Here is a 24,347-nt window from a genome sequence, read left to right on the forward strand (position 1 = left end):
GTGGGTGTGATGTTCACTCAAGTGCCGCAGCCACTGGTCTACGCCGAAGCGTTGCTGGCGCAATTCGCCGGCCTGTCGCGGGCGGCGGACGGTGCTGCGTTGTTGGGTGACTTCGTGCGCGGTCTGGCCGAGCTGAGCGGGTGCGAATTGACGCAACTGTATTTGCTCGACGCCACCCACACCTGCCTGGGGATGAACGCCGAATGCCTCGACGGCGCGCTGCAACCGCGCGAAGCGGCGAGCCTGCCGGCGGACTACAACGGTGAGCAACTGCTGCAGTTCGCCCTGTGCCAGAACCGCGTGGTGTGCCTCACCGACTTGAGCGGCAGCCTGCACGAAACCAGCTTTCTGCCGGCGGCGGCTTCGCCGTGGCAGTCGCTGCTGTGCGTGCCGCTGGTCAATCAGCACAAGGCGGTGGAAGGTTTGTTGCTGTGTGCCAGCCGTCGCCGCGTCGACCTGCAAGGCTTTGCCGACTCGCTCGGGCAGCTCGGTTCGTTCGTGCTCGGCCAATTGCACTTGCTGCAGCGTCTGCGTCAGCCGCTGGCGGAATCGGCCACGGTGGCGCGCAGCGTGCCAAGCATCAGTGGTTACGGCCTGATCGGCAAAAGCGCGGCGATGCGCCAGACCCATTCGCTGATCAGCAAGGTCCTGCACAGCGCGTACACCGTGTTGTTGCGCGGCGAGACCGGCACCGGCAAGGAAGTCGTCGCCCGGGCAATTCACGATTGCGGCCCGCGTCGTTCCCAAGCGTTCATCGTGCAGAACTGCGCGGCGGTCCCGGAAAACCTGCTGGAAAGCGAACTGTTCGGCTATCGCAAAGGCGCGTTCACCGGTGCCGACCGTGACCGCGCCGGCCTGTTCGATGCGGCCAATGGCGGCACGCTGTTGCTCGACGAGATCGGCGACATGCCGTTGTCGTTGCAAGCGAAGATATTGCGCGTGTTGCAGGAAGGCGAGATCCGGCCGCTGGGTTCCAACGACACCCACAAGATCGACGTGCGCATCATCGCCGCGACGCACCGCGATCTGTCGACGCTGGTCAGCGAAGGCAAATTCCGCGAGGACCTGTATTACCGCCTCGCGCAATTCCCGATCGAGCTGCCGGCCCTGCGCCAGCGCGAAGGCGACATCCTCGAACTGGCCCAGCACTTCGCCGAGAAGACCTGCACGTATTTGCAACGCGATCCGGTGCGCTGGTCGAGCGCGGCGCTGGAACACCTGTCCGGCTACAACTTCCCCGGCAACGTGCGCGAACTCAAGGCTTTGGTCGAGCGCGCGGTGTTGCTGTGCGAAGGCGGCGAGTTGCTGGCCGAGCATTTTTCCCTGCGCATGGAGCCGATGCCGGAGGACAACAGCCATCTGAATCTGCGCGAACGCCTGGAGCAGGTCGAGCGCACGCTGCTGCTCGATTGCCTGCGCAAAAACGATGGCAACCAGACCCTCGCCGCCCGCGAACTGGGCCTGCCGCGACGCACGCTGCTGTACCGCCTCGGCCGCCTGAACATCAATCTGGGAGATTTCGATGGGTAGGCAAAAGATCATCGTTTTTCCCGCAAAACCCCATTTCAGCGCCGCCCGCAAGGGTCGGCGCTTTGTGCTTTGTCTACACCTGGAGACCCTCTGATGTCTGTTCGTCACTGGCACGCTGTCCTGCTGACCCTCGTCGTTCTATGCGGCCTGGGCGGCTGTAGCGGCAACTACAAATTCAACGACAACGACTATCGCCCGTTGGGTGATCCGCAAGCGGTCAATCGCGGCAAGTGACCGCAAGGAGCATCAAACATGGAACTGGTTTTCGAAATGCTGAACACCAAGCAGTTCGTGCCCACCGAGTTGTGCCAGAAGACCTTTAAACAGGCCGGCGGCGTGATCGGGCGGGGCGAGGACTGCGACTGGATCATCCCTGACCGCAAGCGTCACCTGTCCAATCACCACGCGATTGTCAGCTACCGCGAAGGCACGTTTTTCCTCACCGACACCAGCAGCAACGGCGTGCAGGACGGTTCGAGCGGAGCACGTCTGCACAAGGGCGAACCGGTGCGGATCGAGCACGGCAGCACTTACGTGCTTGGCGACTTCGAAATTCGCGCGCGCCTGGTGCGTGACCCGGCGACCTTCGACGGGGAAGTCGGCCGTCCGCGTGCTGCCGGCAGCATCATTCCCGATGACGCGTTCCTCGATCTCGACCCGCTCAACGCCCTCGAACAGCAAGAGCGCGTCTACTCGGAAATCGACGAGTTGCTGGCGCCGAACACCAAGCCGGAAGATTCCCGCCAGCGTGCCGACTACGCACGTATCGACATGGAAAGCCTGATGGTGCCGGAGCTGATCGCCGCGCCTGCCGAACCTGAACCCGCTCCGGCACCGAAAGCCGTCGAGCGTCAGAGCGAAGGTTTCTGGGAGCACTTCGGGGCGGCACTGGGTGTGGACGTCAAAGGCCTGAGCCACGACGAACGCGAAGCCCTGGCACTGAACGCCGCGCGCCTGCTGCGGCAGAGCATCGGCGGTTTGCAGCAGAGCCTGCGTACCCGCTCGGAGCTGAAAAACGAACTGCGTCTGGCCCAGACCACCGTGCAAGGCACCAACAAGAACCCGCTGAAGTTCGCCGTCGATCCGAGCGAAGCACTGGAGATTCTGTTGCAGCCAAGCAAGCCCGGCCACCTGCCGGCCGAGCAAGCCATCTCCCGTGCGTTCCGCGATCTGCAGGCGCATCAGGTGGCACTGCTGACCGCCAGCCGCGCCGCCGTACGCGGCACGCTGGAGCACTTCTCGCCGGAACAACTGACCCTGCGTTTCGAGCGCGACAACAAGCCGTTGATCGCCACGTCGGGCGGACGCTGGAGAGCGTTCGGCCGCTACCACCAGGCACTGCGTCAGGACGATGACTGGAGCGAGCGTCTGCTGGCCCGCGACTTCGCCCAGGCCTATGAAGAACAGATCCGCCTGATCTCCACCCTCCACACCGACCACCAAGGATGATGCGCATGTCTCGCCGCTCGACCGCTTTTTTCAAGACGCTGACTGCGCTCACCATGCTGGTGCTGCTCGCCGGTTGCTCGTCGCTGTCGCCATACTCGAAAGTGACCAAGATCAACCTGAAGCTGACCGGCAGCGATCAGCTCAACCCGGACCTCAACGGCCGCCCTTCGCCAATCGTCGTGCGCTTGTTCGAACTCAAGCACCCGGTAACCTTCGAGAACGCGGATTTCTTCAGCCTCTACGAGCGCGCCAAGGAATCCCTCAACCCGGACCTGGTGGCCAGCGAAGAACTCGAACTGCGCCCGGGTGAAACCGTGGAGATGAAACTCAAGGTGGAAGAGGGCAGCGGTTATGTCGGCGTTCTCGCCGCTTACCGCGACTTGCCGGAAACCCAGTGGCGCTACACGGTGCAGATCACGCCGCTGGAAGTCACCGAAGTCGATCTGACCCTGGACCAGACCGGCATCCGCAACACTCATCAAGTGCTCGCCAAGGCGGATGACTGAACATGAATACCCATAAAGTCATTTGGCAGGAAGGCATGCTGCTGCGTCCGCAGCACTTCCAGCACAACGATCGTTATTACGATCACCAGATGAAAACCCGCACGCAATTGTTGGGTGGCTACACCTGGGGTTTCCTCAATCTGGAGATTGACCTGCAGTTCCTCAACATGGGCAAACTGGTGATCAGTGAAGCCTCGGGGATTCTGCCGGACGGCAGCCTGTTCGAACTCGGTGGCAACACCGAGCCGCTGGCCCTGGACGTACCGCCGAACACCGGCAACACGCCGATCTACCTGGCGCTGCCGCTGGTCACCGGTAACCATATCGAAGCGCGCCGTCCGGAGCAGTCCGACGTGCTGGCGCGTTACACCGCGTACGACGCCGAAGTCGCCGACTCCAACGCCGGCGACGATTCCGCCAGCCAGGTGAGCTGCGGTCGTCCGGACTTCAAACTGTTGCTCGGCGAGCAGCAGAGCGATCAGGCCTACGTGAAGCTGAAGATCTGCGACGTGCTCGATACCACGCCCGACGGCGTGATCAGCCTCGATCCGGATTTCGTGCCGACCTACATTCAGGCCCACGCCTCCAGCTACCTGCTGTCGTGTCTGAAAGAAGTCATCAGCATGCTCAACCACCGTGGCGACACGATTGCCGAGCGGATTCGCTCCAACGGCAAGGTTGGCGGTGCGGAAGTCGGCGATTTCATGATGCTGCAACTGATCAACCGCACCGAACTGTTGCTGCGTCACTACCTCGGCCTGGAGCAGGTGCACCCGGAAGAGTTGTACCGCACGCTGCTGACCATGCTCGGCGATCTGGCGACCTTCTCCGGCGAGAGCAAACGTCCGCGTCTGGACAGCCGCTACTCCCACGCCGACCAGGGCGGCAGCTTCCGCAAACTGATGGAAGCGATCCGTCAGGTGCTGTCGATGGTGCTCGAACAGCACGCCATCGAGCTGATCCTGCAAGCGCGTCAGTACGGCATCATCGTGTCGCCGTTGCACGACCACAAACTGCTCGGCTCGGCGTCGTTCGTGCTGGCGGCCAGTGCCAACTGCGACTCCGAAGAACTGCGCCACCGCTTGCCGGCGCACCTCAAGGTCGGCCCGGTGGAGCGCATTCGCCAACTGGTCAACCTGCACTTGCCGGGGATCAAGGTCAAACCATTGCCCGTCGCTCCACGGCAGATCGCGTTCCACTCGAACAAAACCTACTTCATCCTCGAACTCAGTTCCGAAGACCTGGCACAACTCGAGCGCTCCGGCGGCTTCGCGTTCCACGTGTCCGGCGAATTCGCCGAGCTTGAACTGAAATTCTGGGCCATCAGGAACTGACCGACATGATCAAGGAAACGGATTACAACCAGGACGACAAAACCGTCCTGCTCGATCGTCAGGGCCACGGACCGGCATCGAGTCCGCTGACCGACTTCGCCGCGCCGCCGCGTTTCGAGCAACTGGAAGAACGCATGATCTACGCCGCGCGCCTGCGTCCGGCGGAGGCGTTCAACATCAGCCTCAATTCGCTGGTGGCGGCCTCGTCCGAGTTGCTGTCGGAAGTGGTGCGCCTCAAGCACAGCGAAACCCGCGAAGACCTGTACGCGCTCAACGAGCGCCTGACCGCCGGGCTCAAGCTGTTTGAAGTGCGCGCCCTGCACAATGGCGCCGAAAGCAGCCAGGTGATGGCCGCCCGTTACGTGCTCTGCACCGTGGTCGACGAAGCCGTCGTGACCACGCCGTGGGGCAACGAAAGCGAATGGTCGCAGATGAGTCTGCTCAGCAGCTTCCACAACGAAACCTTCGGTGGCGAGAAGTTCTTCCAACTGCTCGATCGCTTGTCGAAGAACCCGGTCAAGCACCTGCCGATGCTTGAGCTGATGTACCTGTGCCTGTCCCTCGGTTTCGAGGGCAAGTACCGCGTGCAGGCGCGCGGCATGCTCGAACTCGAAGGCATCCGTGACGCCCTGTACCGCCAGATCCGTCAACTGCGTGGCGACGTGCCGCGAGAGCTGTCGCCGCACTGGGAAGGCCTCAACGATCAGCGTCGCAACCTGGTGCGCATCGTGCCGGCTTGGATGGTGGTGCTGTTCACTTTCGTCTGTCTGGTGGTGATGTATTCGGGCTTCGCCTGGGTCTTGGGCGAGCAGCGCGACACCGTTCTGCAACCTTATCAGCCGCTTGATCCGGCCGCGGTGCAACCGCAGTCGCAGCCGTAAACAGGGACGTGTGATGAAAAAGTTTTTCAAGAAAGTCGGCGCCTTCCTGCGCCAGACCTGGGTCTGGACCCTGCTGCTGGTGCTGTTCGTGGCGCTGCTGGTGTGGTTTGTCGGCCCGTTGTTGGCGGTCGATGACTACAAGTTCTGGGAGAGCCCCACCTCTCGCCTGTTGACCATCGCCGTGCTGTTCCTGATCTGGGGCCTGACCATGGTCTTCGTCAGCTGGCGCGCCGGTGTACGCAAGAAAGAAGTCGAAGCCACCGAAGATGGCCAGGATCGGATCCGCCGCGAAGAGCTGATCGACGACGAGGAGAAAGAGTTGAAAGCGCGTTTCAAAGACGCGCTGAAAACCCTGAAAACCTCGAGCCTGTATCGCGGCCGCAGCGAGCGCTGGCGCAACGAACTGCCGTGGTATCTGTTGATCGGCCCGCAGTCCGGCGGCAAGACCAGCCTGCTGGACTTCTCCGGTCTGGAATTCCCGATCAACAAGATCGACCGCAAGCTGACCCGCGACACCCAAGGCACTCGTCATTGCGATTGGTACTTCGCCGACCATGGTGTGCTGATCGACACCGCCGGACGTTACATGACCCAAGGCGAGAAAGACGTCGACGGCAGTGCCTGGACCACCTTGCTGGAGCTGCTGCGCAAGCGTCGTCGCGGTCGTCCGTTGAACGGCGTACTGGTGACCATCCCGGTGGAAATCCTCACCGGTGGCAGCGAGCAAGACATCGACACCCTGGCGCGCCAGGTGCGTGGTCGCCTGCAAGAGATTTATCAGAAGCTGCACGTCGACGTGCCGGTGTATCTGGTACTGAGCAAGGCCGACAAACTGCTGGGCTTCGACGAGTTCTTCGATCAGCTGACCCGCGAGGAAAGCGATCAGGTGTTGGGTACCAGTTTCCGCAAGGACCAGGTTGGCACCGACGTGGCTGTGCTGCGCGGCGAGTTCGAGGAACTGCTGCGTCGCCTCAACAGCCAGGTGATCATGCGCATGCACTCCGAGCGTGACACGCAGCGCCGTGGCCGCATTCTCGACTTCCCGCATCAACTGGGGCAAATCGGCGAGCACCTGTGCCTGTTCGTCGACATGGCGTTCACCGGCAACCGTTACCAGCGGGCCACGCAACTGCGTGGTTTCTACCTGACCAGCGCACCCCATCTGGTTCAGCAAATGGACGAGACGGCTGCCGCCATCGGCGCGAATCTGGGTGTGAATGCCGGTGTGCTGCCGACCCTGCGCAGCGGTCGCTCGCGGTTCATCCACCATTTGTTCAGCCAGGTGATTTTCCCCGAGGCCGATCTGGCCGGTCTGGACAAGCGCGAACGCAGCCGCATCAACTGGGGCCAACGTGCGCTGTACGTCGGCGCACTGGCGGCACTGGCGCTGTTCGGCATGCTCTGGGCGGGCGGTTTTTCGGCCAACTATGAGCGTCTGGAAAACCTGCGCAATCTGGCGCAGAACTGGACGCAACAACGCTCGGCGCTGTCCCCGCGTGATGACGCGATGGGCGCGCTGAAAACCCTCGATACCAGCTACGCCGCGACCCAGGTGTTCCCGAAAAAGGGCGACGTGTCGTACCACGAGCGTGGCGGTCTGTATCAGGGTGAAGACGTCAATCCAGTGGTCAAAGAGGCTTACGAGCGCGAGCTTGAAAAGCAACTGCTGCCACGGGTTGCCACCCTGCTCGAAGGGCAGATCCGCGCCAACATGAAGGACCGCGACCGCCTGCTCAACAGCCTGCGCGCGTACCTGATGCTGAACATGAAGGACCGTCGCGATGCCGCGTGGCTCAAGGACTGGGTCGCCACTGACTGGTCGCAGCGCTACACCGGCAACACCGCGGTGCAGAACGGTCTGAATGCGCACCTGGAGCGTCTGCTGAAGCAGCCGTTTATCTACCCGCTGAACGAACAGTTGGTGACCCAGGCGCGCCAGGTCCTGCGCAGCGAATCGCTGGCCACCGTGGTGTATCGCATGCTCCGCGAGCAGGCGCGCAACCTGCCGGACTACCGCTTCAGCCAACACCTCGGCCCACAAGGCTCGCTGTTTATCGGCACCGAATACGTGATTCCGGGCTTCTACACGCAAACCGGTTATCAGCAGTATTTCTCGGTACAGGGTTCGGCGCTGGTCACCGACATCCTGCGTGACAACTGGGTGCTGGGCGAAGGTGCGGGCATCAGCGACATGGACTTGCGTCGCCTGATGGTCGAGCTGGAGCAACTGTACTTCCGCGACTACGCCAACTACTGGAGCGAAGCCGTTGGCCAGGTGGCCCTGCCGCCAATCAGTGACGCCGGTGAAGGCGCCGAGCAACTGGCGGGCCTGACCTCGGCCAACTCGCCGGTGCTGGCCTTGCTCACTGAAGTACGCGAGAACACGCGCTTCCCGGCCGCCGCCGATCCGGTGGATGAAGCCGGTGATGCCGCCGATGCATTGGCGGGGCAGAAGGGCAAACTGGGTAAAGTCGGCAAGCTTGCCGCCGCCGCAGCGGACAAGGCTTCGGCCCTGAACGTGGCGAAGACCCTGCCGGACACCGCGAAGAAGTCGCTGCAACGCCGCTTCGAACCGCTGCATCGTTTGCTCGATGACAACAACGGCCCGGCGGCAGACCTGACCCCTGCGCTGAGCGCGCTCAACGACCTGCAGCTGCAACTGTCCGGTCTGGCCCGTTCCAGTACACCGGAACAAGCCGCGTTCGAAATGGCGAAAACCCGCATGAGCGGCCAGCGTGATGCGCTGACCAACCTGCGTGCTGCCTCGGGTCGCCTGCCGCGTCCGCTCAGCGTGTGGTTCAACGTGCTGGCCGAAGACTCGTGGCGTCTGGTGCTCAACGATGCCTACCAATACCTGAACGGCCGTTATCAGAACGAGCTGTACAGCGTGTATGGCAAAACCATCAACAAGCGTTATCCGTTCAGCGCCAGCAGCACCAGTGACGTGGCGATCAGCGATTTCCGCGAGTTCTTCCGGGCTCAAGGCACCGTCGACCGCTTCTTCGACAGCTACATGCGTCCGTTCGTCAGCGGTGATCCGGGCAACTACCGGATGCGCAGCGTCGATGGCCACAGCCTGCCGGTATCGAAGATGTATCTCGACCAGATGGCCGCCGCGCTGACGATTCGCCAGAGCTTCTTCTCGATCAACCCGGCCGAGCCGACCGTGCAGTTCAAACTGGAGCCGTACACCCTCGACCCGGCCGTGAGCCGTTCCGAGTTCAAGTTCGGCGACAAGACCATGGAGTACCGCCACGGTCCGATCCTGCCAATGTCGTTCAAGTGGCCGACCGATGCTGAAGACGGTCGCACCAGCCTGGTCATGGACAAGATGGCGGGGCGTCCGATCGGCATCGAGAAGAACTCCGGCCCATGGTCGCTGTTCCGTCTGTTCGACCTGATGCAGACCGAGTACCTGACCGGTCGCGACGTGCTGGTGCTGAAAGCCGACGTGGGGGGCCTGCGCGCCAACTACCTGCTGACCAGCCAGCGCACGCCGAACCCGTTCGACATGGGCGTGCTGCGCACCTTCCGTATGCCGGTGCAGCTCTGATGCTGGTGGCCAGTCCCTGGCGCAGCGCGGCGCGTACCGACCCGGGCAAGGTGCGGTCGCGCAACGAAGATGCCTTCCTCGACAATCCGCAGCAGGGGCTGTGGGTGGTCGCGGACGGCATGGGCGGTCATCAGGGTGGCGACATCGCCAGCCAGTTGATCGTCGCCAGCCTGGCTGAACTGCCGCAACACGAGGACTTCGACGAACGCCTCAAAGCCATCCGCCAGTGTCTGCACTGGCTGAACCGGCGCTTGGGGCAGGAGTTGACGGTCACCGCCGGACGCCACGACAGCATCATGGGCAGCACCGTCGTGGCGCTGCTGGTGGAAGGCAATCGTGCGGCCTGCATCTGGGCCGGCGACAGCCGTTGTTACATGTGGCGTGGGCAGCGGTTGTATCAGCTGTCCAAGGATCATTCGCTGCAACAGCAACTGATCGACGAGCAACAGATGAGCGTCGAACAAGCGGCGGCGCACCCGGCGGCTCAGGCGTTGACCCGAGCCGTCGGCGCCGCCGAACAACTGACCCTGGATGTCCTCGAACTCGAGGTCTATCCGGGCGATGCGTTTTTGCTCTGCAGCGATGGTTTGTATCAGGGCCTGAGCAGCGATGCCCTCGGCAACGCCCTCAGCCTCAGCGCGCCGCACGTGGCACTGGAACGTCTGTTCGACGGCGCCCTGCGTGGCGCCGCCCGGGACAACCTGACAGCCGTGGTGATCCGCCAATGACTGAAATCGAATCCGCAGTCGATGACTTGCTGATGAGCGAAGAGCAGGCCAACAACCTGACCTACTTCGCCTTCGCCAAGGCAAACAAAGCCGAGCCGTTGCTGGCGCCAACCAAGGCCAGCATCGGTGCACTGCCGGACGTACTCGCCGGTCGCTACCACCTCGAGCGTCTGCTCGGGGCCGGTGGCATGGGTGCGGTCTATCGGGCGCGGGATCTGCTGCACGAGCAGTTCGGCGATCCCGATCCTTACATTGCGCTGAAAATCCTCAGCGAAGAATTTGCCGAATCGCCGGACGCCAGTGCCTTGCTCTACAGCGAGTTCGCCCTGACCCGACGCCTGCGCCACGACAACGTCGTGCGTGCGCACACCTTTGAAGTCGACACCGACTGCCAGCGGGCCTTCATCACCATGGAATACATGCGTGGCCTGACCCTGGACAAATTGCTCTGCGAGCGGCCCCTCGGCCTGCCGTGGAAAGAAACGCGCGACATCGCGCTGCCGCTGCTCGACACGCTGGCCTACGCCCACCGTCGCGGCGTGCTGCACGGTGACATGAAACCGAGCAACGTCATGCTCAGCGAAGACGGCCTGCGCCTGTTCGACTTCGGTCTCGGCCAGGCAGACCAAGGCGTGTTGCCTGGTCTGCCACACCTGAGTCGTGAGCGTTTCAACGCCTGGACCCCGGGCTACGCCGCCCCCGAGCTGCTTGAGGGCCAACCGTTGTCGGCCAGCGCGGACGTGTACGGCGTGGCCTGCGTGATCTATGAACTGGCGAGCGGCAAACACCCGTTCCGCCGCTTGCCCTCGACCCAGGCCCGCGACGAACACCTGGAGCGCGAGCTGCAAGCCCCGGCGAACCTGCCAAAACACGGCTGGCCAGCGCTAAAAACCGCGCTGAGCTTCAATGCGGCAGAGCGCACCATCACTGCCGACCAATTGCGTGACGCTTTGGGCGCCACTTCGTCCTGGTTGCAACGTCTGCGGCTTCGGGCGTAACGGACGACATTCGAACAGGGAGCACTTTATGTTCAACCCAGCTAACGAAACCCACTTCAGCCTCAAGGTCGAAGACTACGTGGGCGACCTGCAAGTGCTGTCGTTCACCGGCACCGAAGGCATCAGCCAGCCGTTTCGCTTCGACCTCGAACTGGTCAGCGAAAACCCCGATCTGGACCTGGAAAAACTCCTGCACAAGCAGGCGTTTCTCGCATTCGATCCGCAGGGTTCAGGCATCCACGGCCAGATCTACCGTGTTGCCCAAGGCGATGCCGGCAAGCGCCTGACCCGCTACAAGGTCTCGCTGGTGCCGCAACTGCAATATCTGCATCACCGCACCAACCAGCGCATCTACCAGCAAATGTCGGCGCCGAAAATCATCGCGCTGATCCTCGACGAACACGGGATCAAGGGCAACGCCTACAGCTTCCAGCTCAGCCAGCCGTGCCCGGATCGCGACTACTGCGTGCAGTACGACGAAACTGACCTGCATTTCGTCCAGCGCCTGTGCGAAGAGGAAGGCATTCACTACCACTTCCAGCACAGCGAAAAAGCCCACCTGCTGGTGTTCGGCGACGACCAGACCGTGTTCCCCGACCTCGGCCAGCCAACCGCGTACGTGCAAGGCAGCGGCATGGTCGCCGAAGAACCGGTGATCAAAGGCTTCAAACTGCGCCTGGAAACCCGCACCAGCCGCACCACGCGCCGCGACTACGACTTCGAAAAACCGCGCCTGCAAATGGAAGCGGCCTACAGACCCGATGGCGAAAGCACTGAGCCAGATCTCGAAGACTACGACTACCCGGGCCGCTTCATCGACCGCGCGCGCGGCAAGTTCCTCAGCCAGCGCGCCCTCGAACGCCACCGCGCCGACTACCGCCAGGCCGAAGGTCGTGGCGACCAGACCAAACTGGTCAGCGGCCACTTCATGGCCATGTCCGACCACCCGCGCAGCGAGTGGAACGACCTCTGGCTGCTCACCGAAATCTTTCACGAAGGTAAGCAGCCGCAAGTCCTCGAAGAAGGCGTGACCAGCGACACCACCGACAACAAGGACGACTTCCACCAGGGCTACCGCAACACCTTCCTCGCCACCCCGTGGGACGTGTTCTACCGCCCGGCCCTCGAACACCCGAAACCCCGCGTACTCGGCAGCCAGACCGCCATGGTCACCGGCCCCAAAGGCGAAGAAATCCACTGCGACCAATACGGCCGCATCAAAGTGCAATTCCACTGGGACCGCGAAGGCCTCGCCGACGACAAAACCAGCTGCTGGCTGCGCGTCTCCAGCTCCTGGGCCGGCGACCGCTACGGCGCCATCAGCATCCCGCGCATCGGCATGGAAGTCCTCGTCACCTTCCTCGAAGGCGACCCCGACCAACCGCTGGTGACCGGCTGCCTGTACCACAAGGAAAACCCGGTGCCGTATGCCCTGCCGGCGAACAAGACTCGCAGCGTGTTCAAAACACTCAGCTCACCGGGTGGCGGTGGGTATAACGAACTGCGTATTGAAGACAAGAAAGGTGCCGAGCAGATCTACATTCATGCCCAGCGCGATTGGGATGAAAACGTTGAGCACGATCAGAAGATACGGGTCGGGAATGAACGTCATGACACGGTGGTGAAGAACACCTACACCGAGCTGAAGGCCGAGGAACACCGCACCACCATCAGCGACCGCAAGATCGAAGCGAAGCTGGATGATCACCTGACGATTGGGCAGAACCAGCATGTGAAGCTGGGGACTGCACAACTGACCAGTGTGGGGAAAGAGATTCACCTCAAGGCTGGGGACAAGATTGTTATCGAGGCGGGGACGGAGCTAACCATTCTTGGGGGTGGGAGCTTTATCAAGCTGGATGGCGGTGGGGTTACGGTGGTTGGGCCGGTGATCAAGATCAATGCGGGTGGTTCGGCTGGCTCCGGCACGGGGATCGGGATTAAACCGCCGGTGCTGCCGGGGGCGGCGGATAAGGATAAGGCGGGGAGTTTGATGGATCAGGCGTTGGGGAATGCGGTGCCTGAGAAGGTTAAGCCGACAGTTGATTACCCTTTCTCGCTTTGAGCGGACGGACAAGCGTCAATATGAACAAGGAATTTTTTGAATGATCATTAGCCCTCCCTTTATTCCTGCTCCAGTGGCGGGTGAAACCGACGATGCTTATCTGGCACGGGCCATGGTGGGTGGCATTCCTGGTGATGGTGGTTATCCGCTGAGCTTTGATCTTAATTGGCATGGTGGTATTCATTTGACCGCTCCCAAAGAGGAGGGGAAATCACTGCCCGTACAAGCTATTTCAGATGGCACATTGGCTTATTTCCGACAACCTACCCTTGAAAGCGCAGCGCCTCCAGATCATGCATTACGTTATCGAAACAAATGGACTGATGACGGATGTGTGGTTATCCGGCATGAAACAGAAATAGGTGAAGGAGAAAAGGCGACGGTCATATTTTTCTCTATCTACATGCACCTTTCTAAAATACTGATTGCTGCTCCGCAGAAGGGTAAAGCAATTTCCCGTAAAGATAAAATTGGTGAGGCGGGAAGTATATACGGGGAAAATGGGCGAATTCATTTCGAAGTAGTCGCAGATCAAACTCAGATTGAGAAACTAGTAGGTAGGAAAGAGCGGGATTTAACGTTTCAGACCGGCCATGGACGATCAGATTGCGTTTGGGGTGATACATATTTCTTTATCCCGCCAGAAGTACTTGTTTATGAAAGTGCACCTCAGAATATTCTTTCAGCACAGAATAGTTCTCCAGTTATATATAGATGCCCGGCGATGCCTTCAGGGCCTGCTCCGATTCAGGAGGCCGGAGCGCCAACATCAAACGTTAATGATTCAGTGCAGGGGTATGATTGGTCGTTAGCGTCAGAGCTACAAAAAGGTATGTTTCTTAGGATGAGTTTTGCCAAAGGGGAATGTAGGCTTACTACATATAGCCATTCCGGCTTTGAGTTAGGCTCGCAGGCAGAAAGTGGCAGTTTTGAGTACGACCTGTATAAGACTGCGACCGAAAGATTTTCTAAGTCACCTAGTGCGGGGTTTGAACTGCTTAGGTTCGGTAGAGTATTGAGCGGAGACCAACTTATACCAGCTGATGCGGCCCACTGGCGAAAAATAAAAATTCCAGGAAAAATTGGTGAGGAAAATAAGGTTGGTTGGGTAGATCTCAATTCTTTTTCTGTAACTAAGTTTAGTGATGCAGATTTTCCGCATTGGCAAGGGTGGCAGTTAGTAGATGACGATACGGACTCTGATAGTCACTGCCAATCTCCATACATTCGGGCGTTATTAAAACTGGATGGGGCTAAAGTTGTTTCTGATAATCTAGATGCTGTTAGCATTGCTAAATCTCCAGCATATACAGCTCTTTCGACTGATGAGAAGCAGAATCTCTCAACGCGATACGTCGCAGAACGAAACTTGACGCAGTCTTTGCTTGAAAAGTCTGATGTGCAAGATCGTATAAAACGACTCGTTTGCAAATTCCCAAGTGAGTGGTGTAAAAATAACTTTGATACTCGATATGATTGGTTGAAGAAGGTTGCGGAGGGTGGTCCATTACCGGAAGACCAATATGTAAAGTTAAAATTTCACCAGCAAGCCTTGGGGTTCTGGGAGGAGGCAGCACTGGTAGGAATCGATCATATGCATTGGCATTTTCCTCCCAAAGAATTCATCCGTACCTTCAGCCAATGCGGTTGGCTTAGCAAGATCGATATGAAGGGGATTTACCCGGCCGCGTCCGATGCAAACATTAACAAATATATTGTCCACATAAATAAAACACTTGCTAAATATCTAATAGTTGGCCGGTTGAGACGTTCTCACTTTTTTGGGCAGGCAGGAGTGGAGTCTGGTCAGCTCAATACAGTATCTGAACTATACAATGGTACACCACATGATTATTTTAGGCGTTATGCCAGCGCCAAAAATTACAATGGTTGGCTCGGTAATATAAAGTATAATGATGGTGGGGACTTTAGAGGGCGTGGTTTGAAGCAGCTTACAGGCAGGGCAAACTATGCAAACTATTGGGTTTACAGAGGGTGGCTGCAAGCTAGTACTTTTTCAAATAACTGGTGGAAACACACTTCTTGGTGGGGGATTACCATTTCTGGACCTACAGTTACGGGCGCGCAGACTGCGACGCTACCAATTCAAAATGCTGCCACAATTGCACAACTGGATGCGCAAATCAGACCGCCTATTATAGTTAATCCTGATCGTGTAAAAGATGAACCCTTCACCTGTATTGATACGGCTGGCTGGTTTTGGACGAAAAACAAATTGCTGGGAATTGCCGACTCTAATGACATACCCCAAATGACTCGACGTATTAGGGGTGATGGTCCTTTAGTCGGGACCGATGCTGCTCACCCTTGGCCGGCTGCTGCGAACTTCTCGGCTCGTGAAACAATGACAAATAAGCTTCTAAAATTTTTCTGAGGTCATTTGAATGATTCGCCTAATAGTGTTTTTGTTGTCCATTTATAGTGGCGCTGCTTATTCGGCTTCAGCAGAGCATAGCCTAATATGTAAAGAATCTGATCAGATTGCCGATCAAGCTAGCTTGACTCTTTCTTTTGAAGGAGGAGTCTTCTCTCTTGATAATGCTGATCGCGGATGTCGGTCAGATTATGTTGCTAGAGAAGTGGCAGGGACCGAAAATATAGCAATTATATTTTCTTATCCAACCAGTGATGATATGGGTCTAAACGCTCAGGTTATGATTTTTTCTGCTGTAGCTAAAGGTGGAAAGGCCACATATATCGGAGACATTCCTGCTAGTGCTTCGGAGTTGGAGGATGGTACCTATAAAGATATTCAACAGTCCGGTGATTCAATTTACGAGAACGTTTACCGTATTGAAAGCACAAAAGTTGTGACTTTAATTCCAGGTAAAGAATTGATCATTTCTGGCGAGCAATGTGTTTATAAGGAAGCGGGTAGCACTGTCTGTCAAAGGATGAAAGGCACCTTCAAAAAACCTGTGTGCGTCCTCAATAATGGTGAGCGCAAGGTCCTCGCGGATGCGAAGGAGTGCATGGACATGAGGGAAAGTCTTTGAGGAAAAGGGGACGGATTTATTTGTTGCGCTCGACCGCTTTGAATTTGGTTGAGAACTTAAATAGGTCTGGCCCGCTTGTCGGTTCTCACTCTATCTTCTGTCGCAGGCCCGTTCAGAATTGAACGGATCACTGAGTTTTTTTACGGACGCCAAGGAATGCAGATTTTCAGATTCAGCCTCATTTTTTTACTTTCAATACTGCCGCCTGTGGTCTTGGCTGAGGGCACGATGATTGCCACCATCCTTCAGGCCGACTTTTCCAAGGACCCGGAAGTCCGGTTGCTTGTCAGAGTCGTCGATGTGGGTGGCGGTTCGGATACCCCTCCCATGGCGGTTCGTAATCAATGCCTGGAGAGGAAGGTGTCCGCAGAACGTCCTGGGCCGGATCCGTGCTTTTCGATAGAGATCACTGAGAGCAAAAAGCAACGGGCCATTGTTCGGCAAACGCTATTGAATGATCCTCAGCGCACAACCGACCCTATCTATTTGGAAATTGTTTATCGCTCGGAGGTCAGCGAGAGCGATCCGACGAATCACCATCAGCGATTCGCCACACTGAAGATCGAAGAAAACGGCCTCTACAATTGGAACAATGAAAGCGAACAGGCATTGGCGGACGTTGAGTGGTTTCCCTCGGGAAATGGTGTTCTTGATCTGATGGTTCCTGACGCGGATGCATTGTTGAACTCTGTATATCGGGATCGTATGAGTCGGCTGGACGAAAGCGGTCAGAAAGCACTGAGGGAAACTCAAAGAGCCTGGATGAAATTTCGAGATGCGGAGTGCCAGTCCGACCCGAAATCGAGTAAATCAGTTTTCGGTGAGTGGTCCGATGCCTGCCTGATTCGCGCGACGATAGAGCGTGCTCGCCATTTGGCTTTGGCACCGGACAAGAGCAGACGTTGAAACGGACAAGTCGGAGCATTGGGGCGAAAGCGTCGACTTGGATGAGCATGAACAAAATTATCTTCTCTTTTTTGCGCTATTTCCTTTACGTGTGAAAGGGGACGGATTTATTTGTTGCGCCAAAATTCTTTGATTTTGAGGCGCAGCGTAAACGTATCCGTTTCGATGGTGGGAAAATTTCTTTGAAGGCTGATTCAATGAAAAATTTACATTCGCTCCCCTGCTTTTTATCGTTAACCTTTTTGCTATTCAGTTCTGCCGCATTTTCTGCGAGTTTCGACTGTCGCAAAGCTTCGACGGAAGTAGAAAGAAAAATTTGTAGTTCTCCTTCTTTGTCCGCAATGGACGAAAAACTCAGTGAGGTCTTCAAACCGATAAAACATCGGCGGGCCTTGCAAATAATCGAAAGTGACTGGCTTGAGTCAGAGCGTAATTCCTGTGAGTCAGTGGAGTGTTTAGAGGGCGCTTATATTCAGCAGATAAACTTTCTCGCACCGGTTTCTATCGCGCCTAGGCCGGAACAGAAAGATATTAAGTTAATGTTGGGTGATAAACCCTACACACAGTTTGAGCGCTCATGGAAGGTCATTGATTTGGCAGGGCTTCCCAATGAAAAAGGGGCTGTCGAACGATTTTTGATCTCAGCTGAAACAATTTCAGGCATGTTGCATGTCATCGTGTTTGAGGGGCATTTTGATGCGGCGATGATTGCGTACCGGGGTAATCTATATGAGTACGTTGATCGCAACGACAGGCCGGTATTGCACACGATTGCGAAAAATATCGGTTTTGATGGTGCTCTGAGTTTGGGTTCAAACGACGAAGGGAAAAGGTTTGCGGGAATCTTTGATGGGGCGTTTTACTATCGACAGCAGCTCTCTAAGAATCAGCTGCGGGGGATGGTTTATAAGCTCGGTTCAAAATCTCCGCCAGTGGAAAGCAGTTTGCTGTTCCAGCAGTGGCCAAATACTGATGAAAATGCTGTTAGTGGTTTGGCATTCGGCTGGGGTGGTGAGTATGGAAGATTGCAAGCGTACTACTCGCACACCTCAGGGTATGAAACGATAGCGCAGGCTGGTCGGCCCGAGGCCGGTTGGAATATATATGCTCCGATTTGGAGCAAGTCACGGCCGACGTTTTATTTCAAGAATGGTGATGAAACTATTTGGCGTGCCAATGTTGCGGATAAGACGTTAACAAAAATTGCGAAGGCTAGTGATGAAGGAATGATCCAGAATCCTACCCCTGTCGATATTAATGGGCGCGAAGCAGTCGTTTATCTGAATGGATCTACTCTGAAAATGGCTATCTCCCTTGAAGAGTAAGCACGACTTAAAAATACACTTTCGCAAAATATTGTTGGAATTTGCCTTGAGTAAATATCTTATTCCGGTGCTGCCCGCCGTGCTGATTGGTGGTTTATCTCTGTTGGGGGGGCATGCATTTGCTGACGATGCATGTGCCAATATCACTACGAACTCGCAGAGTGAAAGATGTTCTGTGAGTGCCAAGGCTGCAGCAGATACGCAGTTGAATACCAGTTATCAAGAACTGATGGTTCGGCTCGAGGGTGGGTACCAAACTGATCCAGTTCTTGCTGCGAACCAAAAGGCAACGGTTCAGGAGGCTCAACGCGCCTGGATCAAGCTGCGCGATACCGATTGTCTGGTCGATGCGTTGGAGACGAAACCGGGCTCTTCGGCGCATGTGGCAGCGGTGAACAATTGCATCGCCAGTATGAGTCGTGACCGTTCAGTGTTTTTGGACAATATCGCGTCCGATACCGGGAGTGGCCCGACAATTGGACGTGGCTCGTGCCCTACGCAAGACTTTGCACAGTTTCTTCCAGCATTCTCCGCTAATGTCGAATCGCAGAAGCGACTAACTGCGCAGGCCGTGAAGCTATTGGTGTTGAAGGGGACGTCGGATATAGGACGGATAGTGACTCACGTCACTGCAGTGGTGGGGCGCGACATGGCGTTTCCCTTAATGGCTGCGGTGCCAGATGGGAAAGTCGAAGGAATAGAGATCGAGAAGGTGGATGACCGCCACGTTAACGTTGTGGATAAACGCGCCGGCAACAGCAATATCAAGATTTTCAACTTTTCGCGGAAGTCCTGCTGGACGCTTGATGGGGTTGAGGACTGGTCGATTCCTGATAAAGAGCTTTCTGTAGCCAGTACGCGGAAAATGAGTCGTGCGGAGAATTTCTGTTGGCAGCGTGGACAAGGATTTGCTGGCTTGGGCGGCCTTGAGCAATACCGACTGACAGGAGAACTTTTTGAGGCAACTTTGGAAAATTACCTGTGCGCGGCCGCTTCAGGTGATCCTATATCTAGTTCGGCTGCGGCCGGGCTGAGTCTGTCGGGTATGGCCCCGCAATTGGAATACGGCAAAGTTGAGGCTCTTTTCAAAGCAGCAGCCGTTGATTCGCCGAGCGGTGCTGAGTCGTTGGCTGGCTTCTATTGTTTTGGCAATGAATTGGCCGGTTCAGGACCCTGCCAGCGCCCGCTGGACGTTGAAAAAGAGTTGATTCGTGCTACCACCATGGGATCAACGCACGCATTCGTTTCGTTAGGCGATTATTGGAAAAGCGGCGATCTAGGAAAGAAAGATACTCCTCGCGCCTTGGCCTGTTATCAGCTTGCTGCCGACAAAGGTAACGACTCGGGCATCAATGCGATTAAGCGACTTCAGTCCGAAGTGGCCGAACCGATAGTGGCCAGCAGCTGCTTTTAGTGCGGTTAAGTGAAGAAGGGCGTTTATAGCGCCCGACGCCTTTTCACCTCGATGTGATCAAACGCGTTCCGCCACCATGGCTAACGCGTTTTCATATGCGCTGAGCCAGAATCCGCAGCGCTTGAACGTTTAATACTTGAGCATCTGACGACTGCGATTTTCCTTTAAACTCCCCACCCCCAAGGAATGCGCTCAGGACACGGAATGCCAGCCCCCTCGAACTCCCTTCGCCCCGCGTTAGTGCTCTGGCTATACGCCGCCGCAATCGTGCACATTCTCGCCGGTCTCACCCTGACCTGGGCCGGGCATTCCGGTTTACTCGACGGCTATCTGCACAATCTCGAACTCGCATTCTGGGGCGCCGATGCGGTACCTGCGGCCGGCCACGAACAACAAGTCTGGTGGCTCGCGCTGTTCGGCGCGACGCTGCAAAGTTATGCGCTGTACATGCTCGCGCTGGTGCACTTGGGCAATCGCTTGAAAGCTCCAGCAGTGTGGGGATGGTTGATCGCCGGCATCCTGTTATGGGCGCCGCAGGACATGTGGCTCTCAGCGCAACAACAGGTCTGGTCGCATCTGTGGCTCGACGGTTTTGCGCTGCTGATGCTGTTGCCGCCGCTGATCTGGCTGTATCGCCATGACCGCCGGAAATCCGCTCCAGAAAAATCTCTGAACAAGTCCAACCCCTTTGCCAGCAGCGCTTACAAACGCGTGCTGATCACCGGCGGTACCGGGTTTATCGGCGAAGCCGTGGTCAATCAATTACTCGACGCCGGCCACGCCGTGAGTGTGCTGGCACGTGATCCATTGAAAGCAGCCAATCTGTTCGAAGGGCGCGTTCGCAGCGTGCAGTCCCTGAGCGAACTCAGCCACGATGAAACCTTCGACGTGGTGATCAACCTCGCGGGAGCGCCGGTTGCCGGGCCGCGCTGGAGCCCCAAGCGTCAGGCCCAACTGCTCTCCAGCCGAGTCGATACCACCGAAGCGCTGATGACCTGGCTGAAGAACACAAAGCACAAACCAGCGCTATGGATTCAAGCCTCGGCCATTGGTTTCTACGGCGTGCGCGATGCCAGCGAAAGCCTCGACGAACACGCCAGCAAGGGCGAAGGTTTCATGGCCGAACTCTGCGCACGTTGGGAAGCCGCCGCGCAACCGGCTACGGAATTTGGCGTGCGTCAGGTGGTGCTGCGCCTCGGCGTGGTCTTCGGCCCGGGCGGTGCGTTGACGCCGTTGCTGATTCCGTTTCGCCTGGGCTTCGGCGGACGCATGGGCGATGGTCGGCAGATCATGAGCTGGGTGCATCGCGACGATGTGCTTCAGGTGATCGCGCGGGCTTTCGACGACGACAGTCTGTGCGGCACCTACAACATGGTCGCGCCCGAAACGGTCAGTCAGGCAGCGTTCGCCGAGCAGGCCGGCAAGGTCCTCAAGCGTCCGGTGTGGTTGCACATTCCCGCCGCGCCAGTGCGTGCAATGGCGGGGGAGATGGCGCAGTTGTTCTTCGACGGTCAGCGCGTGGTGCCGCAGCGTTTGACCGAGGCTGGCTACACATTACGTTATCCAACCCTCGACGCTGCTCTGCGCGATCTGACCTGAGGATCGTCCATGAGCAAGCCCTTGATGTATCTGCTGGCCGGCAACGGCAGCGCCGCCGATTGGTGGGATGACGCGCTGCCGCACTTTCAGCGCTACGACGTGGTGCCGCTGGAGTTGCCGGGCTTCGGCGCCAATCCGCAGCCACCCTGCGAGGATCTCGCGGACTACGCGCAGACTTTGCTGGCGATGACGCAGCAGGGCAGCGCGATCATGGCGGTCGGGGTCAATGCGTTGCTGGTGCTGCACGCGTTGCAACGGCGGCCGGGACACTTTTCTCGCAGTGTTTTGCTTGCGCCGGTCGGAGCGTTTTTGTGGCAGCGTCGATTGCCGGCACTGATGTCGCCGCTGCCGATCCGCAAGACCATCCACTGGCTGCTGTCGAACAAGCCCACGCTGTTCGCCCGCAAGTTCTCCAACCAGACCTGGACGCCCGCGCAGTACCAGCGCATGGGCGCCGGCTATGCGCGCTGCCGTGCGTTCGTGCCGCACTGGGATCTGATTCGCGCCGATACCGCGTTGCCACTGCTGGAGTGGATCACCGATCCGGTCGAGTTGGTCTGGGGCGATCAGGACGCTGTACTCGGCATCGAGCAAGCGGCGGCATGGTCGGCGATTCTCGCTCGTGCAGATCTGACCATCAGCCTCAAACCGGATTGGGGTCATTACCCATGGATCGACTCGCCCGCGCAGTTCGCGCAGTGGCTGGAGTCGGGCGAGCGCGGGTTTGTCGCGCACACCAAGGGCGGGCGTTTGCGTTTGGCGGAACTGGCGCGGCAAGCGGTGCCGGCGGCGCTGACGCTGAACGATTGCGACGATCCGCGTTTGTCGGCTTTCCTCGCCAGCCAACCGCAGGCGACCTGGGCGGTGCGCTCCTCCAGTTACGGCGAGGATCAGGCAGATTCGGCGAATGCCGGTTTGAGCACGACCTATCTGCGCGAGCCGTCCGCCAATGTGCCGAAACGCATCGCCGAACTGACGGCCGAAGGCGTCGAGGAAGTGGTGGTGCAGCGCTTCATTACGCCGGTAGTGTCCGGGATCGCTTTTGTGCGACATCTCTCGGTAGAACTGGAATGGGTTGAAGGCCATCTCGAATCGCTCGCCGACGGTCAAGTCAGCCCCTCGCGGGCAACGCTTTCGCGGCTCGGCGATGCGTGGCGCAGTGGCACGTTCACGCCGTCCCACGGCTTGACCGAAGACCTGCTGTGGCGCTTTCTGCAAGACGTGTTGCGCGTGTTCCACTACGTGCCCGGCGACGTCGAATGGGCCTGGGATGGCGCGCAACTGTGGCTGCTGCAATACCGGCCGATCAGCGACTACGGCTGGCGCCGCCACCTGACCGCCGCCAACATCGCCGAGATCCTGCCGCCGCAACCGAGCGTGCTGGTGGAATACGCCCAACGCCGCGCGGCAGCGAGTATCCCGGCGATCATGGCGCGCTGGGATGCTCGAGTGTTGCAGGACAATGAGCCGTTCACCGCCGTGTTCGGCGGCGCGTCCTACATCAACAATGACCTGTTCCTCGCAAGGCTGGCCGACTGGGGCATCAGCGCCGATAACTACGCCGGTGAAGTCGGCGGCGCGACGCCACATCTGCCGTGGCAACCGCTGAAGATGCTGCGTTCGTTGCCGCTGTTTTTGCGCATGCAACGCAAGGCTCGCGGCCATTTGCTTAATCTTGAAAGCGGCTTGCAGCGCTTTGATCAAGAGCTGGCCGAACTCGTCGCCCAAGCTGCCGACGGCCAACAACTGGCTGACTGGTTCACCCGGTTTTATGTGTTCGTGGTGCAAGGCAATCTGTGCATCGCCACGGCACTGGCCAGCAGCGGCGGCGATTGGCTGGGGCGCCCGCCGACGGCTTACGACAATCTTGAAAACAGCCCGCATCGACTGCCATGGGAAACCGATCCGGCTACGCCTCGACCCGCGTCTAGCGAACTGCCGCTACAACCATTCCCGCAGTGGTTAGGGCTGATCCGCCTCGCTCATTCCACCGGCATGCCGGGTCTGCGCGGCTACTACCTGCAAGTGCGCGAGTGGTATCGCGACAACCTCATGCGCATCTTCTTTCGTCTGCACCACGCCATGCCGCTGACGGATCGCGAGCACTGGTTTGCACCGCATCCCGACGTTCGCACTCGAGACGGCAGCTTCTGGCAGGACGGTCGCGAAGGTGCGGAGCAGGCCACCGGGTTCATGATTTATCCGGGGCAGGTGCAAGGCATCCTCGGCGCCGACATCCTGCTCGAAGACACCCTTGATCCGGGACGGCACGCGCACTATCAAGCCGCGCGGGCGGTGATTGCGCGGATGGGCGGGCGGCTGTCGCATGGCTCGACGTTGTTGCGGGAATTGCGCAAGCCGTCTGCGGTGATGCCGCAGGTGGATCAGGCGTGGTTGGGGTGTGAGGTGTTGTATCGGGATGGTGGGTTGGAGTTGATCAATTCGAAGGATATGAAGTGAAACGATTGCTGGTGTTATGTGTGAGCTGGTTGCCGATAGCAGTTATGGCGGCAGATGTTTGCAATCAGGAAGCTGACTCAAAATATTTCTTATCGCAATGGTCGCAGAGCAGTGAACAACCGGAAGACATACTTTCCAGTCTCGATGGAAAAGAGTTTTCTATCGATCCGGGCCACGTGGTTTTTCGCGGCGATCTAAATGGCGATGGCATCGAAGACTTCATCTTCAATTCCCGCGTCGGCATTGGCTCATCAATGGATAGCACATTTGCCTTCCTGATCCAGTGCCGTGGTTATTTGAGGTATTCGGGCGGCGATTACTTCGCCGGGGTCAAAGTTCTGGACGGCCCACCCAAGGGGGGAGGTGAGTTCAAGGACATCGAGATCTACTCCTACATCAGGGACAGGCGCGGGCGGATCCGCTACAAGGGCAAAGAGGCCATGACCCGACCCCATCTGTGGCAATTCAACCCGCAGACACAGCGTTATGAAGGGCAGTCTGAGTAAGTCGACGGTCCCCACTGCATTTACGGAGTTACTACGTGAAAGGATTTTCGGTTCTTCTCGCCAGCTTGATATTGGC

Annotated in this window: 18 protein-coding genes; all 18 read left to right on the forward strand. The window is 58.1% G+C overall.

The features are described 5' to 3' along the window. Positions 1-9: 9 nt before the first annotated feature. The 18 genes from K5Y35_RS08050 to K5Y35_RS08135 all read left to right on the forward strand — a co-directional run bounded on the left by K5Y35_RS08050 (position 10) and on the right by K5Y35_RS08135 (position 24,271). Positions 10-1,530 (forward strand): sigma-54 interaction domain-containing protein, encoded by a 1,521-nt coding sequence (locus K5Y35_RS08050; protein WP_222834042.1) that lies wholly within the window; start codon positions 10-12, stop codon positions 1,528-1,530. A gap of 93 nt (positions 1,531-1,623) precedes the next feature. Beyond that, on the forward strand, positions 1,624-1,764 hold the full coding sequence (locus K5Y35_RS08055) for a hypothetical protein (protein ID WP_003229566.1): 141 nt from the start codon (positions 1,624-1,626) through the stop codon (positions 1,762-1,764). A gap of 18 nt (positions 1,765-1,782) precedes the next feature. Beyond that, the gene (gene tagH / locus K5Y35_RS08060) at positions 1,783-2,979 is read left to right on the forward strand and encodes a type VI secretion system-associated FHA domain protein TagH (RefSeq protein WP_123469908.1); all 1,197 of its coding nucleotides are present in this window, start codon (positions 1,783-1,785) and stop codon (positions 2,977-2,979) included. Positions 2,980-2,984: 5 nt separating this feature from the next. Next, positions 2,985-3,485, forward strand: a complete 501-nt coding sequence (tssJ, locus tag K5Y35_RS08065; protein WP_123469906.1) for a type VI secretion system lipoprotein TssJ — start codon at positions 2,985-2,987, stop codon at positions 3,483-3,485. A gap of 2 nt (positions 3,486-3,487) precedes the next feature. After that, the gene (gene tssK / locus K5Y35_RS08070) at positions 3,488-4,819 is read left to right on the forward strand and encodes a type VI secretion system baseplate subunit TssK (protein ID WP_123469904.1); all 1,332 of its coding nucleotides are present in this window, start codon (positions 3,488-3,490) and stop codon (positions 4,817-4,819) included. A gap of 5 nt (positions 4,820-4,824) precedes the next feature. Continuing rightward, positions 4,825-5,700 carry a type IVB secretion system protein IcmH/DotU gene (icmH, locus tag K5Y35_RS08075; RefSeq protein ID WP_016985783.1) on the forward strand — a complete coding sequence of 292 codons (876 nt, stop codon included), beginning with the start codon at positions 4,825-4,827 and terminating at the stop codon, positions 5,698-5,700. 13 nt (positions 5,701-5,713) lie between these two features. Next, on the forward strand, positions 5,714-9,253 hold the full coding sequence (tssM, locus tag K5Y35_RS08080; protein WP_186743919.1) for a type VI secretion system membrane subunit TssM: 3,540 nt from the start codon (positions 5,714-5,716) through the stop codon (positions 9,251-9,253). Beyond that, a complete protein-coding gene (locus K5Y35_RS08085) occupies positions 9,253-9,981 on the forward strand; it encodes a PP2C family protein-serine/threonine phosphatase (protein ID WP_128615661.1) in 729 nt (242 codons plus the stop codon). The genes tssM and K5Y35_RS08085 overlap by 1 nt, the downstream gene beginning before the upstream one ends. After that, on the forward strand, positions 9,978-10,979 hold the full coding sequence (locus K5Y35_RS08090) for a serine/threonine-protein kinase (RefSeq protein WP_186743921.1): 1,002 nt from the start codon (positions 9,978-9,980) through the stop codon (positions 10,977-10,979). The genes K5Y35_RS08085 and K5Y35_RS08090 overlap by 4 nt, the downstream gene beginning before the upstream one ends. Positions 10,980-11,007: 28 nt before the next feature. Continuing rightward, positions 11,008-13,044 (forward strand): type VI secretion system tip protein VgrG, encoded by a 2,037-nt coding sequence (locus tag K5Y35_RS08095; RefSeq protein WP_222834043.1) that lies wholly within the window; start codon positions 11,008-11,010, stop codon positions 13,042-13,044. Between the two features lie 40 nt (positions 13,045-13,084). Next, positions 13,085-15,439 (forward strand): M23 family metallopeptidase, encoded by a 2,355-nt coding sequence (locus tag K5Y35_RS08100; protein ID WP_222834044.1) that lies wholly within the window; start codon positions 13,085-13,087, stop codon positions 15,437-15,439. 10 nt (positions 15,440-15,449) lie between these two features. Next, a complete protein-coding gene (locus K5Y35_RS08105; RefSeq protein WP_222834045.1) occupies positions 15,450-16,061 on the forward strand; it encodes a hypothetical protein in 612 nt (203 codons plus the stop codon). Positions 16,062-16,217: 156 nt separating this feature from the next. Next, a complete protein-coding gene (locus K5Y35_RS08110; protein WP_261991354.1) occupies positions 16,218-16,967 on the forward strand; it encodes a lysozyme inhibitor LprI family protein in 750 nt (249 codons plus the stop codon). A gap of 197 nt (positions 16,968-17,164) precedes the next feature. Then, positions 17,165-18,292: a lysozyme inhibitor LprI family protein gene (locus tag K5Y35_RS08115; RefSeq protein ID WP_222834046.1), complete on the forward strand. Its 1,128-nt coding sequence runs from the start codon at positions 17,165-17,167 to the stop codon at positions 18,290-18,292. A 46-nt stretch (positions 18,293-18,338) separates the two neighbouring features. Next, positions 18,339-19,706 carry a lysozyme inhibitor LprI family protein gene (locus K5Y35_RS08120; protein ID WP_186744119.1) on the forward strand — a complete coding sequence of 456 codons (1,368 nt, stop codon included), beginning with the start codon at positions 18,339-18,341 and terminating at the stop codon, positions 19,704-19,706. Positions 19,707-19,910: 204 nt separating this feature from the next. Further along, entirely contained in the window at positions 19,911-21,305 is a 1,395-nt protein-coding gene (locus K5Y35_RS08125; RefSeq protein ID WP_222834047.1) for a TIGR01777 family oxidoreductase, read from the forward strand. A 9-nt stretch (positions 21,306-21,314) separates the two neighbouring features. Next, positions 21,315-23,765, forward strand: coding sequence for an alpha/beta fold hydrolase (locus tag K5Y35_RS08130; protein ID WP_222834048.1), 2,451 nt, complete (start codon positions 21,315-21,317; stop codon positions 23,763-23,765). After that, a complete protein-coding gene (locus K5Y35_RS08135) occupies positions 23,762-24,271 on the forward strand; it encodes a hypothetical protein (RefSeq protein WP_222834049.1) in 510 nt (169 codons plus the stop codon). The genes K5Y35_RS08130 and K5Y35_RS08135 overlap by 4 nt, the downstream gene beginning before the upstream one ends. Positions 24,272-24,347 lie beyond the last annotated feature (76 nt).

Source organism: Pseudomonas sp. SC3(2021) (genome assembly GCF_019856535.1).
Classification (GTDB): Bacteria; Pseudomonadota; Gammaproteobacteria; order Pseudomonadales; family Pseudomonadaceae; genus Aquipseudomonas; species Aquipseudomonas monsensis.

Bases quoted from the DNA above. Each gene is read 5' to 3' on its own strand.
- K5Y35_RS08050 (WP_222834042.1), top strand. From the start codon at position 10: ATGTTCACTCAAGTGCCGCAGCCACTGGTCTACGCCGAAGCGTTGCTG.
- K5Y35_RS08055 (WP_003229566.1), top strand. From the start codon at position 1,624: ATGTCTGTTCGTCACTGGCACGCTGTCCTGCTGACCCTCGTCGTTCTA.
- tagH (WP_123469908.1), top strand. From the start codon at position 1,783: ATGGAACTGGTTTTCGAAATGCTGAACACCAAGCAGTTCGTGCCCACC.
- tssJ (WP_123469906.1), top strand. From the start codon at position 2,985: ATGTCTCGCCGCTCGACCGCTTTTTTCAAGACGCTGACTGCGCTCACC.
- tssK (WP_123469904.1), top strand. From the start codon at position 3,488: ATGAATACCCATAAAGTCATTTGGCAGGAAGGCATGCTGCTGCGTCCG.
- icmH (WP_016985783.1), top strand. From the start codon at position 4,825: ATGATCAAGGAAACGGATTACAACCAGGACGACAAAACCGTCCTGCTC.
- tssM (WP_186743919.1), top strand. From the start codon at position 5,714: ATGAAAAAGTTTTTCAAGAAAGTCGGCGCCTTCCTGCGCCAGACCTGG.
- K5Y35_RS08085 (WP_128615661.1), top strand. From the start codon at position 9,253: ATGCTGGTGGCCAGTCCCTGGCGCAGCGCGGCGCGTACCGACCCGGGC.
- K5Y35_RS08090 (WP_186743921.1), top strand. From the start codon at position 9,978: ATGACTGAAATCGAATCCGCAGTCGATGACTTGCTGATGAGCGAAGAG.
- K5Y35_RS08095 (WP_222834043.1), top strand. From the start codon at position 11,008: ATGTTCAACCCAGCTAACGAAACCCACTTCAGCCTCAAGGTCGAAGAC.
- K5Y35_RS08100 (WP_222834044.1), top strand. From the start codon at position 13,085: ATGATCATTAGCCCTCCCTTTATTCCTGCTCCAGTGGCGGGTGAAACC.
- K5Y35_RS08105 (WP_222834045.1), top strand. From the start codon at position 15,450: ATGATTCGCCTAATAGTGTTTTTGTTGTCCATTTATAGTGGCGCTGCT.
- K5Y35_RS08110 (WP_261991354.1), top strand. From the start codon at position 16,218: ATGCAGATTTTCAGATTCAGCCTCATTTTTTTACTTTCAATACTGCCG.
- K5Y35_RS08115 (WP_222834046.1), top strand. From the start codon at position 17,165: ATGAAAAATTTACATTCGCTCCCCTGCTTTTTATCGTTAACCTTTTTG.
- K5Y35_RS08125 (WP_222834047.1), top strand. From the start codon at position 19,911: ATGCCAGCCCCCTCGAACTCCCTTCGCCCCGCGTTAGTGCTCTGGCTA.
- K5Y35_RS08130 (WP_222834048.1), top strand. From the start codon at position 21,315: ATGAGCAAGCCCTTGATGTATCTGCTGGCCGGCAACGGCAGCGCCGCC.